This is a genomic window from Mesorhizobium sp. WSM4817, from assembly GCF_055811135.1.
Genome location: NZ_JBVVQQ010000004.1, coordinates 143,681 through 161,284, shown reverse-complemented (window position 1 = coordinate 161,284; position 17,604 = coordinate 143,681). Strand labels below are relative to the sequence as shown.

At 63.9% G+C, this 17,604-nt stretch carries 12 protein-coding genes; 8 read left to right on the top strand and 4 right to left on the bottom strand.

The annotated features are described in order from the left end of the window. On the bottom strand, positions 1 to 2,640 hold the full coding sequence (gene topA / locus AC0L2K_RS07815) for a type I DNA topoisomerase (protein WP_287238072.1): 2,640 nt from the start codon (positions 2,638 to 2,640) through the stop codon (positions 1 to 3). Positions 2,641 to 3,060: 420 nt separating this feature from the next. Here topA and AC0L2K_RS07810 point away from each other — a divergent pair, with 420 nt between their 5' ends. The 4 genes from AC0L2K_RS07810 to AC0L2K_RS07795 all read left to right on the top strand — a co-directional run bounded on the left by AC0L2K_RS07810 (position 3,061) and on the right by AC0L2K_RS07795 (position 8,334). After that, positions 3,061 to 3,807 (top strand): cytochrome c biogenesis CcdA family protein, encoded by a 747-nt coding sequence (locus AC0L2K_RS07810; RefSeq protein WP_128172328.1) that lies wholly within the window; start codon positions 3,061 to 3,063, stop codon positions 3,805 to 3,807. A gap of 346 nt (positions 3,808 to 4,153) precedes the next feature. Further along, positions 4,154 to 5,515, top strand: coding sequence for a bifunctional UDP-N-acetylglucosamine diphosphorylase/glucosamine-1-phosphate N-acetyltransferase GlmU (gene glmU, locus AC0L2K_RS07805; RefSeq protein ID WP_473531039.1), 1,362 nt, complete (start codon positions 4,154 to 4,156; stop codon positions 5,513 to 5,515). A gap of 157 nt (positions 5,516 to 5,672) precedes the next feature. After that, complete coding sequence (gene glmS, locus AC0L2K_RS07800; RefSeq protein ID WP_027155143.1) at positions 5,673 to 7,496, top strand: glutamine--fructose-6-phosphate transaminase (isomerizing); 1,824 nt, start codon at positions 5,673 to 5,675, stop codon at positions 7,494 to 7,496. A gap of 79 nt (positions 7,497 to 7,575) precedes the next feature. After that, a complete protein-coding gene (locus AC0L2K_RS07795; RefSeq protein ID WP_236374336.1) occupies positions 7,576 to 8,334 on the top strand; it encodes a DUF502 domain-containing protein in 759 nt (252 codons plus the stop codon). Here AC0L2K_RS07795 and recG read toward each other — a convergent pair. Then, positions 8,286 to 10,397: an ATP-dependent DNA helicase RecG gene (recG, locus tag AC0L2K_RS07790; protein ID WP_473531038.1), complete on the bottom strand. Its 2,112-nt coding sequence runs from the start codon at positions 10,395 to 10,397 to the stop codon at positions 8,286 to 8,288. The genes AC0L2K_RS07795 and recG overlap by 49 nt on opposite strands. A 310-nt stretch (positions 10,398 to 10,707) precedes the next feature. Here recG and AC0L2K_RS07785 point away from each other — a divergent pair, with 310 nt between their 5' ends. From AC0L2K_RS07785 to AC0L2K_RS07770, 4 genes are all read left to right on the top strand, one after another. Next, positions 10,708 to 10,995, top strand: a complete 288-nt coding sequence (locus tag AC0L2K_RS07785; RefSeq protein ID WP_128172334.1) for an FAD assembly factor SdhE — start codon at positions 10,708 to 10,710, stop codon at positions 10,993 to 10,995. Positions 10,996 to 11,008: 13 nt separating this feature from the next. Next, positions 11,009 to 14,506 carry a transcription-repair coupling factor gene (gene mfd / locus AC0L2K_RS07780; RefSeq protein ID WP_473531037.1) on the top strand — a complete coding sequence of 1,166 codons (3,498 nt, stop codon included), beginning with the start codon at positions 11,009 to 11,011 and terminating at the stop codon, positions 14,504 to 14,506. A 306-nt stretch (positions 14,507 to 14,812) separates the two neighbouring features. Then, a complete protein-coding gene (locus tag AC0L2K_RS07775; protein ID WP_473531036.1) occupies positions 14,813 to 16,186 on the top strand; it encodes a class II 3-deoxy-7-phosphoheptulonate synthase in 1,374 nt (457 codons plus the stop codon). Continuing rightward, positions 16,170 to 16,388, top strand: a complete 219-nt coding sequence (locus tag AC0L2K_RS07770; RefSeq protein WP_473531035.1) for a dihydrofolate reductase family protein — start codon at positions 16,170 to 16,172, stop codon at positions 16,386 to 16,388. Before AC0L2K_RS07775 ends, AC0L2K_RS07770 begins: the two co-directional genes overlap by 17 nt. Here the strand turns inward: AC0L2K_RS07770 and AC0L2K_RS07765 are convergent. Then, a complete protein-coding gene (locus AC0L2K_RS07765; protein ID WP_473531034.1) occupies positions 16,385 to 17,173 on the bottom strand; it encodes an RES family NAD+ phosphorylase in 789 nt (262 codons plus the stop codon). The genes AC0L2K_RS07770 and AC0L2K_RS07765 overlap by 4 nt on opposite strands. Then, positions 17,133 to 17,507 carry an antitoxin Xre/MbcA/ParS toxin-binding domain-containing protein gene (locus AC0L2K_RS07760; protein ID WP_473531033.1) on the bottom strand — a complete coding sequence of 125 codons (375 nt, stop codon included), beginning with the start codon at positions 17,505 to 17,507 and terminating at the stop codon, positions 17,133 to 17,135. The genes AC0L2K_RS07765 and AC0L2K_RS07760 overlap by 41 nt, the downstream gene beginning before the upstream one ends. Between the last annotated feature and the right edge of the window lie 97 nt (positions 17,508 to 17,604).

Genomic DNA, 17,604 nt, shown 5'->3' with positions numbered 1-17,604 from the left:
CTATCCCTTTTTGTTGGCCACTTTCTTGGCCGCCATTTTTTGGGCCGCCGGTTTTTTGGCCGCAGGCTTTTTGGCAGGTGCGGCCGCTTTGCGGAAGGGCTTTCTGCCGCCATTGCCGCCCTTGGCTTCCTTCTCGGCAATCAGCGCCACCGCATCCTCGATCGTCACCGACTGCGGGTCCTTGCCCTTCGGCAGCGTCGCATTGACCTTGCCGAAATTGACATAGGGCCCGTATTTGCCGTCACGCACGACGATCCTGCCGCCGCCCGCCGGATGCTCGCCAAGTTCCTTCAAGGCGGCGGGCGTGCCGCCATTGCGACCGCCGGGGCCCTTCAACTGCTTCTCGGCGATCACCGACACGGCGCGGTTGAGACCGATCGAGAACACGTCCTCGATATTGTCGAGATTGGCGTAGGTGCCGTCATGCAGCACGAACGGGCCGTAGCGCCCCAGCCCGGCCGAGATCATCTTGCCGGATTCCGGATGCTTGCCGACGTCGCGCGGCAGCGACAGCAGGGCGAGGGCTTTTTCGTGGTCGATCGAATCGACGGTCCAGCCTTTGGGCAGGCTGGAGCGCTTGGCTTCCTTGCCGTCGCCGCGCTGGACATAGGGCCCGAAACGACCACTGCGCAGCGTGATTTCCTCCGCCGTGTAGGGGTCCTTGCCCAGCACCTTGGTGCCGTCCTCGCCATTGCCGTTTTCGGCATTGGGGTTGGCGGCGTCGCCGAGCTGGCGGGTGAAGGAGCATTCGGGATAGTTCGAGCAGCCGACAAAGGCGCCGAATTTGCCGAGCTTCAGCGACAGGTTGCCGGTGCCGCATTTCGGGCAGATGCGGGGGTTCGAGCCGTCCTCCCGCGCCGGAAACACCAGCGGCGCCAGTTCCTCGTTGAGGGCGTCGAGCACATCGGTGACGCGCAATTCCTTGATATCGGCGACGGCGCCTGAAAAATCCTTCCAGAAATCGCGCAGCACATCCTTCCAGGCGAGCTTGCCGTCGGAAATCTCGTCGAGTTTTTCCTCGAGCGAGGCGGTGAAATCATATTCGACATAGCGCTCGAAGAAGCTTTCGAGGAAGGCCGACAACAGCCGGCCCTTGGCCTGCGGCAACAGCTTGCGCTTGTCCATGCTGACGTAGTCGCGGTCCTCCAGCGTCTTCAGGATCGCCGTGTAGGTCGACGGCCGGCCGATGCCGAGCTCTTCCAGCTTCTTGATCAGCGAGGCTTCCGAATAGCGCGGCGGCGGTTCGGTGGTGTGCTGGGTGGCGTTGATCGCCTCGCGCTCGAGTTGTTCGCCGGCACGGATCTCGGGTAGACGGCGGTCTTCCTCGTCTTCCGCATCCTCGTCCTTCTGGTCGGTATAGGCGGCAATGAAGCCATCGAAGCGAACGACCGAACCGACGGCGCGAAGCTCCGCGTTGCGGCCGCCGTTGACCGCCTCGATCTCGACCGTGGTACGCTCGATCTCGGCCGGCTGCATCTGGCTGGCGATGGCGCGTTTCCAGACAATCTCGTAAAGCCGCGCCTGGTCGGCATCGAGATATTGCCTGACCGAAGCCGGCGTGCGCATGAAATCGGTCGGGCGGACCGCTTCGTGCGCTTCCTGGGCGTTCTTGGCCTTGGTGGTGTAGTTGCGCGGCTTTTCGGGCAGGTATTTTGGGCCGAACTCTTTTGCGATCGCATCGCGCGCGGCTGATATCGCCTCGGGCGCCATCTGCACGCCGTCGGTTCGCATATAGGTGATCAGGCCGGTGGTCTCGCCGCCGATGTCCATGCCTTCATAGAGCCGCTGCGCCACCTGCATGGTGCGGCTTGCCGAAAAACCGAGGCGCGAGGAGGCGGCCTGCTGCAACGTCGAGGTGGTGAAGGGCGGGCCTGGATTGCGCCTGGTCGGCTTGGCTTCGACCGACAGCGCCTTGAAGGTCGCGCCATCCAGCATCGCCTTGATGTTGTCGGCCTGCGCCTTGTTCGAAATGTCGAGCTTTTGCAGCTTCTTGCGATCGAAGGCAGTCAGCCGCGCCTCGAAATTATCCTTGCGCGGCGTGCCGAGAATGGCGGCGATCTGCCAGTATTCCTCGCGGATGAAGCGCTCGATTTCCAATTCGCGGTCGCAGACGAGGCGCAGCGCCACCGACTGGACGCGGCCGGCAGAGCGGGCGCCCGGCAGCTTGCGCCACAGCACGGGCGACAGCGTGAATCCGACGAGATAGTCGAGCGCGCGGCGGGCGAGATAGGCGTCGACCAGCGGCGCATCGATCTGGCGCGGATTGGCCATCGCTTCCAGCACCGACGATTTGGTGATGGCGTTGAAGACGACGCGGCTGACCGGCTTGTCCTTCAGCGCACGCTTCTGCTTCAGCACTTCAAGGACATGCCAGGAAATGGCTTCGCCCTCGCGGTCCGGATCGGTGGCGAGGATCAGGCCGTCGGCGTCCTTGACCGCCTTGGCGATGTCGGCAAGACGTTTGCTCGAGGCGGTGTCGACAGCCCAGGACATGGCAAAATCCTCGTCCGGACGCACCGAGCCATCCTTGGCCGGCAGATCGCGGACGTGGCCGAACGAGGCCAGGACCTTGTAGTTCTTTCCGAGGTACTTGTTGATTGTCTTCGCTTTGGCCGGCGATTCGACGACGACGACGTCCATGAGGTCTCATATCAGCTGTGGTGCGGCAGAAGAATTCCGCTGCGCGCGACGAAATCTCGTATAATTGTCGCTCACATGGCCGTGCTTTTGCATCCGGTCAAGGGGAGGCGCCCAAAATGCAGTCCTGCATTGAGGGGTGCGTCATGTGATATCCGCAATCCTGGATAGCGAGAGCGGCTGCCCTGATCGTTGGACAAACCGGCAATGAATCCGGGAGAACGGGACAAATACTTCCGCGGATATAAGAGAAACATCGATCACGCGCCAGCCCTGGTTTGAAGAGACGGCCGGCACGATGCGACGTTGACGGGCGAGACAGGCGTGGCGCAAGCGGCCGTCTGCGACTTGCCACGCGATGGTGATTGGCGGATCGGCGTGGTCGCCGCTATATGGCAGCGCAATCCATCAGGAGTTTCGGGAATGGCATTGGATATCGGCTATGTCAGCGCGGTCGGGGCGGGGGCGATCTCGTTCTTGTCGCCTTGCGTGCTGCCGCTGGTGCCGCCCTATCTCTGCTATATGGCCGGCGTGTCGGTCGACGATTTCCGCGGCAATGCCGGCGTCACCGCCAAGGCCGACGCACGCGGGGCGCTGCTTTTTGCCTCGATCGCCTTCGTTCTCGGCTTCTCGACCGTCTTCGTGGCGCTGGGCGCCGGCGCCTCGACCATCGGCCGGCTGCTGCGCGTCTGGCAGGAGCCGCTGGCGATGGCGGCTGGCGTGCTCATCATCCTGATGGGGCTGAATTTTCTCGGCATATTGCGCATCCCGCTGCTGTCGCGTGAGGCGCGCTTCCAGTCGCAGGGCAAGCCGGCCAGTATCGTTGCCGCATACGTCATGGGGCTGGCCTTCGCCTTCGGCTGGACACCCTGTATCGGACCGGTGCTGGGGCCGATCCTGACGCTGGCCGGCGGCCGCGAGACGGTGGGCGAGGGCGCGGCTCTGCTTGCCGCCTATTCGCTCGGCCTCGGCATCCCGTTCCTGGTCGCGGCGCTGTTTTCCGGCGCCTTCATGCGCTTTCTCGCAAAATTCCGCGTCCATCTCGGCCGCGTCGAAAAGGCAATGGGCGCGCTGCTGGTCGTCGCGGGCGTGTTTTTTCTGACCGGCGGCGTGCAGGCTGCATCCTACTGGCTGCTGGAGAATTTCCCGGTGCTGGGGCAGTTGGGATAGGTACAGCGATCGCAACTGGCTTGGCCGGCAGGACAATCGCTTCAGGTCTGCGCTGCCCCTCATTGCCCTGCCGGGCATTTCTCCCCGTATAGTGACGGGGAGAAAGACGCCTTCGCAAAGGATTTCGCCAATCTCCACCGTTGCAGAAAGCGAGCCGAGGTTGCGGCCAGCCCCCTTCGCCCCGTCACTATACGGGGAGAAGGTGCCGGCAGGCGGATAAGGGGCAGCGCCGACTTCGAAAATTGGACCGCCGCACCGTCTCACCGGAATTTAACCGCATTGGTGCAGCATTGCGCCAACACTAGACATGCCTTGATCCCCAACCCTTTTCAAATGGTCGCATTCCATGAGCCAGAGAACCTGCCTGTCCGTCATCCTCGCCGCCGGCGAAGGCACGCGCATGAAAAGCGCTGTGCCAAAAGTGCTGCACCCGATCGCCGGCCTGCCGATGGTCGCCCATGTCGTCAAGGCTGCGGAAGCGGCAGGCAGCGGTGATCTGGCGCTGGTGATCGGCCATGGCGCGGACGAGATGCTCAAGGCCACGCAAAAATTCGCGCCGAAGGCGGAGACCTTCGTCCAGGACAAGCGGCTCGGCACGGCGCATGCCGCGCTGGCGGCTCGCGATGCAATCGCAAAGGGTTACGACGACATCCTCGTCATGTTCGGCGATACGCCGTTGATCGATCCGGAGGTGCTGACGGCTGCGCGCCTGAAGCTGGCTGATGGCGCTGCCGTCGTTGTGGTCGGCTTCCGCACCTCAAATCCGTCCGGCTATGGCCGGCTGATCGAAAAGGGCGGCAAGCTCGTCGCCGTCCGCGAGGAAAAGGACTGCACCGACGAGGAGAAGAAAATCACCTTCTGCAATGGCGGTCTGATGGCGGTTGCAGGCAAGCACGCGCTGCAGCTGCTCGACCAGGTCGGCAACGACAACGCCAAGGGCGAATATTACCTCACCGACATCGTCGAGATCGCGGGCGGGCAAGGCCTTAATGTCATCGCCGCAGAAGCCGGCTTTGAGAATGTGCTCGGCATCAACGACCGCGCCGAACTGGCTGCGGCCGAAGGCATCTGGCAGGCGCGCCGGCGGCGCGAGGCCATGCTCTCCGGGGTTTCGCTGATCGCGCCCGAAACCGTCTTCTTTTCGCACGATACCGAGATCGGCGCCGACACGATCGTCGAGCCCAATGTCTGGTTCGGGCCGGGCGTGACAATCGCCACCGGTGCCAGGATCCATGCCTTCAGCCATATTGAAGGCGCCACGATCGCTTCGAATTGCGCTGTTGGTCCGTTTGCGCGGCTGCGGCCGGGTTCCGATCTCAAGCAAAAAGCCAAGGTCGGCAATTTCTGCGAGGTCAAGCAGGCGACGGTCGAGGAGGGCGCCAAGGTCAATCACCTGACCTATATCGGCGATGCCCGCGTCGGCGCCGGCGCCAATATTGGCGCTGGAACCATCACCTGCAATTATGACGGCTACTCGAAATTCTTCACCGACATCGGCGAAGGCGCCTTCGTCGGCTCGAATTCGTCGCTGGTGGCGCCTGTCACAATCGGCAAGGGCGGCTACGTCGCTTCGGGCAGCGTGATCACCGAAAGCGTGCCCGACGATGCGCTCGCCTTCGGCCGCGCCCGCCAGAGGACGCTGCCTGGCAAAGGCAAGCAATTGCGCGAGCGTTTTGCTGCGGCTGCGGCGGCCCGGAAAAAAGGCTAGCCTGGCTGCTGTAACCGGATTGCAAGAGCGCCCTGTCATGGTGCATTTGTGCAGAACCGTTCCGGCTGATACGGAACGAAGCGCAATGTGATTTTTGCGGCAGCCCGGCCAACCCTAAATGGCGCCGGGTTTTCAGCCGGAATCGAGGGCAACGTCTATGTGCGGTATCGTCGGAATTGTCAGTCACTCGCCGGTCGCGCCGCTCATCGTCGATGCGCTGAAAAGGCTCGAATATCGCGGTTATGATTCGGCCGGCGTCGCCACTGTCGAGCACGGCCAGCTGGCGCGTCGCCGCGCCGAGGGCAAGCTGATCAATCTCGAACGCCGGCTGAAGGACGAACCGCTCGACGGCATGATCGGCATCGGCCACACGCGCTGGGCGACGCACGGCGTGCCCAACGAGACCAATGCGCATCCGCATTTTTCCGACGGCGTCGCCATCGTCCACAACGGCATCATTGAGAATTTCGCCGAATTGCGCGACGAGCTGATGCGCGACGGCTACACATTTTCATCGCAGACCGATACCGAGGTCGTCGCACATCTGGTCGGGCGCGAACTGGCCAGGGGCCTGCAGCCGGTCGAGGCCGCGCACCAGGCGCTGAAGCGGCTGGAAGGCGCCTTTGCGCTGGCCATCATGTTCAGGGGCGACGAGGATCTCATCGTTGGCGCGCGCAACGGCCCACCGCTGGCCGTCGGCCATGGCGATGGCGAGATGTTTTTGGGCTCCGACGCTATCGCGCTTGCCCCCTTCACCAATTCGATCACCTATCTGGAGGATGGCGACTGGGCGGTGGTGCGCCGCAACGACGTCGCCATCTTCGACATGGACGGCAACAAGGTCGACCGCAAGCGCCAGCAGTCGCTCAGCACCAGCTTCATGGTCGACAAGGGCAACCGGCGCCATTTCATGGAGAAGGAAATCCATGAACAGCCCGAGGTGATCTCGCACACGCTGGCGCATTATGTGGATTTCGTTGGCGGCGTCTCGAAGCCGCTCGACCTGCCGTTCGATTTCGCCAAAATCGACCGGCTGGCGATTTCGGCCTGCGGCACTGCCTATCTGGCCGGCCTGATCAGCAAATACTGGTTCGAGCGCTATGCGCGGCTGCCGGTCGACATCGATGTCGCTTCGGAATTCCGTTACCGTGAAATGCCGCTGTCGAAGACAGACGCCGCCTTCTTCATCTCGCAATCGGGCGAGACCGCCGACACGCTGGCCTCGCTGCGCTATTGCCGCAAGGCGGGCATGAAGATCGGCGCGGTCGTCAATGTCCGCGAATCGACGATGGCGCGCGAATCCGACGTCATCCTGCCGACGCTGGCCGGGCCGGAGATCGGCGTCGCCTCGACCAAGGCCTTCACCTGTCAATTGTCGGTGCTGGCCTCGCTTGCCGTGCGGGCGGGCGTGGCGCGCGGAACGATTTCGCAGGAACAGGAGACGACGCTGGTTCGCCAGCTGTCGGAAGCGCCACGCTATGCCAACCAGGTCCTGAAACTCGACGGCCAGATCGAAAAGGTTGCGCGCGACCTCTCGCACTACAAGAACGTGCTTTATCTTGGCCGCGATACCAATTTCCCGCTGGCCATGGAAGGGGCGCTGAAGCTCAAGGAAATCTCCTATATCCATGCCGAGGGCTATGCTGCCGGCGAGCTGAAGCACGGGCCGATCGCGCTGATCGACGAGAACATGCCGGTGATCGTCATTGCCCCGCATGACCGCATTTTTGAAAAAACCGTGTCGAACATGCAAGAAGTGGCGGCGCGCGGCGGCAAGATCATCCTGATCACCGACAGCAAGGGCGCCGCGCACGCCACGGTGAAGACGATGGAGACGATCGTGCTGCCGGACGTGCCGGAAATCATCTCGCCGATCATCTACGCGCTGCCGATCCAGATGCTGGCCTATTTCACCGCGGTGTTCATGGGCACCGACGTCGACCAGCCGCGCAACCTGGCGAAATCGGTGACTGTGGAATAGGCGTGGTTTAAAAAATTCGCAGTTCCAAAGCCGGATGCGGTTCATTAATGTCGCGCCGCAACCAGCGCTGCGGTGAACTATGTCCGATGCTTCCAAGACCTCAGGCATGACCCGGCTGCGGAATTACTTCCTGACAGGCTTTGTCGTCTGCGCGCCGCTGGCGATCACTGCCTACATCGCCTGGTCGTTCATCGGCTGGGTCGATTCCTGGGTGAAACCCTATATTCCGGCGCGTTACAACCCCGATAGCTATCTGCCGGCGCCGGTTCCGGGATTCGGGCTGATCGTCGCCTTGATCCTGATCACCCTGATCGGTTTCCTGACCGCCAATATCGTCGGCCGGGCCATCGTCTTGTTCGGCGAGCGGCTGCTCGGCCGCATGCCGCTGGTGCGCGGCATCTATGGGTCGCTGAAGCAGATCTTCGAGACCGTGCTGTCGAACAAGGGCGACATGTTCCGCCAGGTCGGGCTGGTCGAATACCCGCGCAAGGGCGTCTGGTCGCTGGTGTTCGTTGCCGGCGAGAAGGAGACCGAGATCAACCAGAAGCTCGACCAGGAGGGTGATCCGCTGATCGCGGTGTTCATGCCGTGCACGCCCAACCCGACCACCGGCTTCCTGATGTATGTGCCGAAATCCGATATCGTGCTGCTCGACATGACGATCGAGGACGGTGCCAAGCTGATCGTTTCGGCCGGGCTGGTGGCACCGGCGGTCAAGACGAAAATGGTGACGTTGAACGGGAAGCCGATCGGCGGCCAGATCGGCAATCCGCCTGTGGATGCCGAGCCTCAGCCGGCGCGCAAGAGCCGCACCGCCTCGTCGCGGCCGAACAAATAAAGCAGCATGCGAAGGGCGGCGCCGCGTTCGGATTGCAATTCCGGATCGCGCGACAGGATCAGCCGCGCGTCGTCGCGAGCGGCTTCGAGCAGGTCGGCATGCGCCTCGATGCTCGCCACCTGGAAGCCAGGTGTGCCGGACTGGCGGGTGCCGAGCAACTCGCCTTCGCCACGCAGCTTCAGATCCTCCTCGGCGATGCGAAAGCCGTCCTCGGTCTCGCGCATCACCGACAGCCGGCGCGTTGCCGTCTCGCCGAGCGGGTCCTTGTAGAGCAGCACGCAGGACGACGGTTTTTCGCCGCGCCCGACCCGGCCGCGCAACTGGTGCAACTGGGCGAGGCCGAAGCGCTCGGCATGCTCGATGACCATGATCGTCGCATCCGGCACATCGACGCCGACCTCGATGACCGTGGTGGCGATCAGGATGCGTGTCTCGCCGGTCTTGAAGGCGCGCATCGCCTCGTCTTTTTCGACGCCCTTCATGCGCCCGTGCACCAGGCCGATCCGGCCGCCGAACAGGGGCTTCAAGGAGGCAAAACGGTCCTCCGCCGACATCAGCTTGATCTCTTCGGACTCCTCGACCAGCGGACAGATCCAATAGATCTTCTGGCCGTCGGCGACGGCGTCGCGCATGCGGCCGACCAGTTCGTCGAGCCGCTCGAGCGGCAGGGTGACGGTGCGGATCGGCTGGCGCCCGGCCGGCTTTTCCGTCAGCTTCGACACATCCATGTCGCCGAAGGCGGTCAGCACCAGCGTGCGCGGGATCGGCGTCGCCGTCATCACCAGCATATCGGGCGCATCGCCCTTGGCGGTGATGGCGAGCCGCTGGTGGACGCCAAACCGGTGCTGCTCGTCGATGACGGCAAGGACCAGGTCGTGGAACGTCACCGTTTGCTGGAACAGCGCGTGGGTGCCGACGACGATGTCGATCTCGCCATTGGCCAGACTGGCCAGCGCCTCGGTGCGCTCGCGGCCCTTTTCGCGCCCGGTGAGGATGGCTATGCGCAGGCCTGCTTGTTCGGCCAAAGGCGCAATCGTCGCAAGATGCTGGCGCGCGAGGATTTCGGTCGGCGCCATCAATGCCGCCTGGCCGCCGGCCTCGACAGCGCGCGCCATGGCGAGCAGCGCGACAACCGTCTTGCCTGACCCGACATCACCCTGCAGCAGGCGCAGCATGCGTTCGGGGTCACCGAGATCGGCATTGATTTCGGCAAGCGCCATTTCCTGCGAATTGGTCAGCGAATAGGGAAGCGCGGCGCGCAGCTTTTCGACGAAGCGGCCGTCCCCAACCAGCGGCCGGCCGGACAGGCGGCGGACTTTTGCGCGCACCAGCACCAGCGACACCTGGCCTGCCAGAAACTCGTCATAGGCGAGACGCCGCCAGGCCGCGCCGTCGACGGACACGTCGATCGGGTCGGCGGGATTGTGGATGCGGGCGAGCGCGTCGCCGAAGGCGGGAAAGCTGCGGCGGCGCAGAAACTCATCCTCTAGCCATTCCGGCAGCACCGGCAAGCGAGCGAGCGCCTGGCCGATTGCCCGGCGCAGCACTTTTCCCGAGAGCCCGGCGGTGAGCGGATAGACCGGCTCGACCAGCGGCAGGTTTTCCGCTTCGCTGGCCAGCGCGATGTGGTCGGGATGAACCATGGTCGGGCGGCCGTTGAACCATTCCATGCGGCCGGAGACCACGACATGCTCGCCCACCGGCATCGCCTTTTCGAGATAGGCGGCATGCGCATGGAAGAAGGTCAGCGCGATCTCGCCGGTGTCGTCATGGGCGTAAACCCGGTACGGCACCGATCTGTTGCCGCGCGGCGGCGGCTGGTGGCGATCGATGCGCACTTCCAGGGTGACGATCGCGCCTTCAGCCGAACCGGCGATGCCCGGCCGATTGCGGCGGTCGATCACCGAATGCGGCAGCACGAACAGAAGATCGCCGGCACGTGCGGGGCGGCGATCACCAAGATCGGCCGGCACGATTTTCTCGATCAGTGCGCCGACCTTCGGCCCGACGCCGGCAAGCGAGGTGATCGGGACAAACAGCGGATCGAGGAGGGAAGGTCTCATGGGTGAGAGACCACGCGATGTCGGCGCTCACCCCCCTCTGTCCTGCCGGACATCTCCCCCTCAAGGGGGGAGATCGGCAGCTCTGGCCTCATTGCCCATCCTGCAGCGGTGGAGATTGGCGAAATCAGTCGCGACGGCAAATCTCCCCCCTTGAGGGGGAGATGGCCGGCAGGCCAGAGGGGGGTGCTTGGGCCGATGTTGTCAGGAGTGTATGTCACACCGGGATGTTAGACACCCACCGGACCGTTGCAAGGCTGACACCGCTCTCTATCCACGCTATATGCGCCGCTTCAGGCAAGGATGCTGGACGATGACCGGAACGAGACGATCAAGCGAGGGGCTCGACGCCCGCCGCCGCAAGCTTCTGTTTCGATCCTGGCATCGCGGCATGCGCGAAATGGACCTTATTCTCGGCAGTTTCGCCGACGCCGAGATCGGCGCCTTGACCGGCGACGAACTCGACCAATATGAGAGGCTCCTCGAAATTTCCGATACCGAATTCCTGTCCGTGATCACCGGCCAGCGGCCGATTCCGGCTGACATCGACTGTGCCGTCCTGCAAAAAATCCTGGCGTCGCGCCAGGCGATGACATTCTGAAATACGTGATTTCATGAGCCTGATCCCCACAATCGGCCTGCCGAAAGGCCGCGCCGGCCAGTTCATCGTCGACGGCGTCGCCGACGGTTACGAAGCCTTCGCGCTGGTGCAGGCCGCGCACGAGATCGCGCCCGACAAGCCGGTGCTGTTCGTGGCACGCGACGGCCAGCGCCTGCCTTCGATCGTCGAGGCGCTTTCCTTCGCCGCGCCTGGCCTGCCGGTGCTCGGACTGCCGGCCTGGGATTGTCTGCCCTATGACCGCGTTTCGCCCGGCTCGGATGCAGCCGCGCGGCGGCTGGACGCGCTCACCGCGATGATCGCGTTGGCAAAAAACCCGCACCGCGCCGTCATCCTGACCACCGCCAACGCGCTGCTGCAGCGCATTCCGCCGGCAAGCCTTGTCGAGGCGCAGACATTTCACGCCAAACCCGGCAACCAGATCGACATGAACGCACTGGCGTCGCGGCTGGAGATATCAGGCTTCGAGCGGGTGCCAACCGTGCGCGGCGTCGGCGAGTTCGCCGTGCGCGGCGGCATTCTTGACCTGTTCGCGCCGGGCTGGACGGAAGCGCTGCGGCTCGATTTCTTCGGCGACACGCTGGAATCGATCCGCGTCTTCGACGCCGCCACGCAGCGCACCACCGGCCAGCGCAAGTCGATGGCGCTGCAGGCAATGAGCGAAGTGGCGCTGACGCCGGAGACCATCAGCCGCTTCCGCCGCTCCTACATCGACGCTTTTGGCGCGCCCTCGCGCGACGACGGGTTGTATGCGGCGGTCAGCGAGGGACGGCGTTTCGCCGGCATGGAGCACTGGCTGCCGTTCTTCTACGAGCGGCTGGAGACGGTGTTCGACTATCTGCCGGACACGCCTGTCGTGTTCGATCATCTGGCGCATGAGGCGCTGGCGGAGCGCCATGCGCTGATCCTCGACCATTACGAGGCGCGCAGGAAGCAAGCCGACGGCGCGCTGAAGGACGCCGTCCCCTACAAGCCGGTGCCGCCCGACCTGCTTTATCTGTCGCCGGAAAACCTCATCGCCTCGCTTGGCCCGCGCGAGGCGATCGACTTCACGCCGTTCGACGCGCCCGACGCCGGCGCCAGGAAAATCTTCCATGCCGGGTCGCGGCATGGCCGCAGCTTCGTCGAGGAACGCGCCGACCCCAACGTCAACGTCTTCGACGTCGTTGTAAAACACATCGCCGACGAGCGCGCCGCCCGCCGTCGCGTCGTCGTCGCCGGCTGGACCGAAGGTTCGCTCGACCGGCTCGGCCAGATCCTGGCCGAGCATCATCTCGGCAACCTCGAGCCGGTGGCTACGCTGGCCGAGGCGGAAAAGCTCGAACCGGGGCAGGCCGGACTTGCCGTGCTGCCGCTCGAATCCGGCTTCGAGACCGAGAAACTGGTCGTCGTCGCCGAGCAGGACATTCTGGGCGACCGGCTCATCCGTCGCTCGAAGCGCAAGAAGCGCCCTTCCGATTTCATCGCCGAGGCCTCGGCTTTGTCCTCCGGCGACATCGTCGTCCATAGCGACCACGGTATTGGCCGCTTCATCGGGCTGCGCACCATCGAGGCGATCGGCGCACCGCATGATTGCCTCGAAATCCATTACGCCGGCGACGACCGGCTGTTCCTGCCGGTGGAGAACATCGAGCTTTTGTCGCGCTATGGCTCGGATTCGGCCGAAGCGACATTGGACAAGCTTGGCGGCGGCGCCTGGCAGTCCAGAAAAGCGCGGCTGAAGCGGCGGCTGCTCGACATGGCCGGGCAGTTGATCCGCATCGCCGCCGAGCGGCAGATGCGCGCTGCCCCTTCGCTGGTGCCGGCAGGCGGTCTCTATGACGAATTCGCCGCGCGGTTTCCCTATGAGGAGACCGACGACCAGCAGACGGCGATCGATTCGGTGATGGGCGACCTGGGCGCCGGCAAGCCGATGGATCGGCTGATCTGCGGCGATGTCGGCTTCGGCAAGACCGAGGTCGCACTTCGCGCCGCCTTCATTGCGGCGATGGAAGGCTTTCAGGTCGCGGTGGTGGTGCCGACGACGCTGCTGTCGCGCCAGCATTTCAAGACCTTCTCGCAGCGCTTCTCCGGCCTGCCGATCCGCGTCGCCCAGGCCTCGCGGCTGGTCGGCGCCAAGGAACTGGCAGAGGCCAAGAAAGGCATCGCCGACGGCACCGTCGACATCGTCATCGGCACTCACGCGCTGCTCGGCTCGTCGATCTCGTTCAAGAATCTCGGCCTGTTGATCATCGACGAGGAACAGCATTTTGGCGTCAAGCACAAGGAACGGCTGAAGGATCTGAAGAGCGACGTGCATGTGCTGACGCTGTCGGCAACGCCGATCCCGCGCACGCTGCAACTGGCATTGACCGGGGTGCGCGAACTGTCGCTGATCGCCACGCCGCCGGTCGACCGCCTGGCGGTGCGCACCTTCATCTCGCCCTTCGACCCGCTGGTCATCCGCGAGACCCTGCTGCGGGAACGCTACCGCGGCGGTCATTCCTTCTATGTCGTGCCGCGCATCAGCGATCTGGCGGAAATTCATGATTTCCTTCGTGAATCCGTGCCCGAGCTAAAGGTGGCTGTCGCTCACGGCCAGATGCCGCCCGGCGAGCTCGACGACATCATGAACGCCTTCTACGACGGCCAGTACGATGTGCTGTTGTCGACCACCATCGTCGAATCCGGCCTCGATATCCCGACCGCCAACACGCTGATCGTGCATCGCGCCGACATGTTCGGCCTGTCGCAGCTCTACCAGCTGCGCGGCCGCGTCGGCCGCTCGAAGGTGCGCGCCTATGCGCTGTTCACGCTGCCGGCCAACCGCAAGCTGACCGACACCGCCGAGCGCCGGCTGAAGGTGCTGCAGTCGCTCGACACGCTCGGCGCCGGTTTCCAGCTCGCCAGCCACGATCTCGACATCCGCGGTGCCGGCAATCTTCTCGGCGAGGAGCAGTCCGGCCACATCAAGGAGGTCGGCTTCGAGCTCTACCAGCAGATGCTGGAAGAGGCCGTCGCCGAGGTCAAGGATTCCGGCGAGGTGCAGGATGGCGGCTGGTCGCCGCAGATCGCCGTCGGCACGGCGGTGATGATCCCGGAAAGCTATGTTCCGGACCTGCAACTGCGGCTGGCGCTCTATCGCCGCCTCGGCGATCTCGAAAACACCGAGGAGATCGACGCTTTCGGCGCCGAGCTGATCGACCGCTTCGGACCGCTGCCGGAGGAAGTGAAGCATCTGCTGAAGATCGTCTTCATCAAGGCGCTGTGCCGCAAGGCCAATGTCGAAAAGCTCGATGCCGGACCAAAGGGCGTCGTCATCCATTTCCGCAAGCGCGAGTTTTCCAATCCTGTCGGTTTGGTCACGTTCATCGGCGAGCAGGGCTCGCTGGCCAAGATCCGGCCGGACCACAGCGTCGTTTTCGTCCGCGACTGGCCGACACCTGAAAAGCGGCTGGCCGGTTCAGCGGTCGTCATGACGCAGCTGGCAAGGCTGGTGGAGAAGGCGGCTTAGCGCGGCTCGGCCGGCTCCACCTTCTCCCCTTGTGGGAGAAGGTGGCCGCGAAGCGGTCGGATGAGGAGTGTTCCAGCTTGGCAAAACCGTGCTCCGGCCAACACCCCTCATCCGTCTTGGCGCTGCGCGCCAATCCACCTTCTCCCGCAAGGGGAGAAGGAAAGACAGGCGGCGAGCTTGCGCCATTCGCCACCTCCGAAATTCCGGTCTAGAATAGGAAATCGGCTTCGTGTATGGAGCCGCGATCCCGTATTGGGGCGAAATGGCGGGCTATAACACCCGCTGGAAGGAATTTTGGGTGCAACGATGACGAAATGGTCGCCGAATTCGTGGAGAGCAAAGCCGATCCAGCAGGTTCCTGCCTATCCTGATCTTGCCGCGCTGAAGAACACGGAAGCCCAGCTCGCCACCTTTCCACCGCTGGTTTTCGCAGGTGAGGCACGCAAGCTGAAGAAGCAGCTTGCGACCGTCGCTGCCGGTGACGCATTCCTTCTGCAGGGCGGCGATTGCGCCGAGAGTTTCGCCGAGCATGGCGCGGACAACATCCGCGACTTCTTCCGCGTCTTCCTGCAGATGTCCGTGGTGCTGACCTTCGCCGGCGCGCAGCCGGTGGTGAAGGTCGGCCGTGTTGCCGGCCAGTTCGCCAAGCCGCGCTCGTCCGACAACGAGACCAAGGGCGGCGTGACGCTGCCCAGCTATCGCGGCGACATCATCAACGGCATCGAATTCGACGCCAAGTCGCGCATTCCCGATCCCGCACGCCAGGAAATGGCCTACCGCCAGTCGGCGGCGACGCTCAACCTGTTGCGCGCGTTTGCGCAGGGCGGCTACGCCAGCCTGGAGAACGTGCATCAATGGATGCTGGGCTTCGTGTCCGACAGCCCGCAGGGCGAGAAATACGAGTCGCTCGCCAACCGCATCACCGAGACGATGGACTTCATGAAGGCTGTCGGCATCACCTCGGAGACCAATTACGCGCTGCGCGAGACCGACTTCTACACCAGCCACGAGGCGCTGCTGCTCGGCTACGAGGAGGCGCTGACCCGCGTCGATTCGACCTCGGGCGACTGGTATGCAACCTCCGGCCACATGATCTGGATCGGCGATCGCACCCGCCAGCCCGACCATGCCCATGTCGAATACTGCCGTGGCATCAAGAACCCGCTGGGCCTGAAATGCGGCCCGTCGCTGACGCCGGACGGGTTGCTGCAGCTCATCGACCTGCTCAACCCGGAAAACGAGCCCGGCCGGCTGACGCTGATCGCGCGCTTCGGCTCCGACAAGGTCGCCGAGCATCTGCCGAAGCTGGTGCGCGCGGTGCAGAAGGAAGGCCGCAGCGTGGTGTGGTCGTCGGATCCGATGCATGGCAACACGATCGAGGCCGCCGGCTACAAGACACGGCCATTCGACCGCATCCTGAAGGAAGTGCAGAGCTTCTTCGAGGTGCATCGCGCCGAAGGGACGCATCCGGGCGGCATCCATATCGAGATGACCGGCAAGAACGTCACCGAATGCACCGGTGGCGCCCGCGCCATCACCGCCGAGGAATTGCAGGACCGCTACCACACCCATTGCGACCCGCGCCTCAACGCCGACCAGGCGATCGAACTGGCGTTCCTGGTCTCGGACCTGCTCAAGAAGAGCCACCCGGTTCAGCACAAGCATGCCGTCAACGGCTGATTTCAGTCGCCATCGATCAGATCTTGCCGCGCATCTGGCACGCTCCGGTCTGATCGACGAGTACCGGCTATACATCCACCCGGTCGTGCTTGGCGGCGGCAAGCCGTACTTCCAGTCCGGCCTGTCGCTGACCTTGAAGCCGCTCGGTAAGGAAAGCCTTACCCATGGCGTGACGCTGCTGCGCTACGCACCCGCCGGCTAGCGCCCGCGCTCCCAGCGCAGTCCGTCGAGCCGGGGATCGGCGGCAAACGCCGTCCTCGAAAACTCGATCCGCCTTTGCGGGAACTCGCAGATCGCCTGCACGCCGAAGGCGCCCAGCCTGATGCGCCAGGTATGGGGTTCCAGCGGTTTCGGCTTGGCAAAGCCGCTGCATGCCAGCAGCGCCACGTTAGCGCTTTTCGGGTCGCGCACGGAGCGATAGCGGATCGCCTCCAGCCCGGCTTCGCGCGCGACATCGGCAATATTCTGGCAGGCCGCGTAGTCGGTCGGGTGCGTCCACGCCGCCGCGTCGCGGTCGAGCGGCGGCCGCGTCAGGTCGATCACCTTTGTGCTGCGTATCGCTGCGGCGAAAGCGGTGTATTCGGCGGCGTCGTGCGGCCACGGCGTAGCCGGCGATTCGGCGAAGAACAGCAGGCGGTAAAAAGCCATTTCGGAAACTGCGGTCATCATGGTTTCCGCCGCGTAGTAGACGCCCTTGGTCCTGCCGGCGCGGCGGAAGCGCGAACCGTGCGGGTAGATCGAGCCGTAGCGGAAGGGCGTTGCCAGGAGATAATGCAGATGCCGGCATTCCAAGGGGATTTGCGGCTTGGTTTCCTCGATCAGGTCTTCGAGGACGGGCTGCTCGTCGAGCGTGTCAACGACTTTCAATGTCGAGACGCGGTGCTGCGCCTCGACCATGCGCCAGTATTTGCCGTCGAGCCCATACTTGCCACCTCGTTTGGCGGCTTCAGACGAGAGCGCGTCGGGAGTCCAGATAGGCGATGACATCGACAAGCCCTGATATCGTCACGATTTTTTTGAGCGGGGTGCCATCGAAGGCCGTGTTGGCATTCTTCAGCCATGCCCGGGCGACGGTCTCGTCGCCGCCGACAATGGCGTCGAGCGAGCGGAACAGGCGGACGAACAGCACGGCAAGCTCGAACGGCTTGGTTCCACGCTCCAGCAGGAATTCCTGCCTGCGCATGCGCGAAACCGTGGCTTCCGAAACCCCGATGATGGAGGCCAGCATCCTGGCGGTAATGTCCAGCAGGTCGGCGGCGCGCAGCGTCGCCTTGGTCAGCACTGCATTTTCGGCCGTGTTGGCGGCGAGATTGGGTTGCATTGTCGGCAGCGTCTCCTTTCTGATGAAAAGGTAGCGCACAAAAATTCATATGGAAAGATATTGTTTTAACAATTGGCTGCCCGTCGAGAGGCTGTTG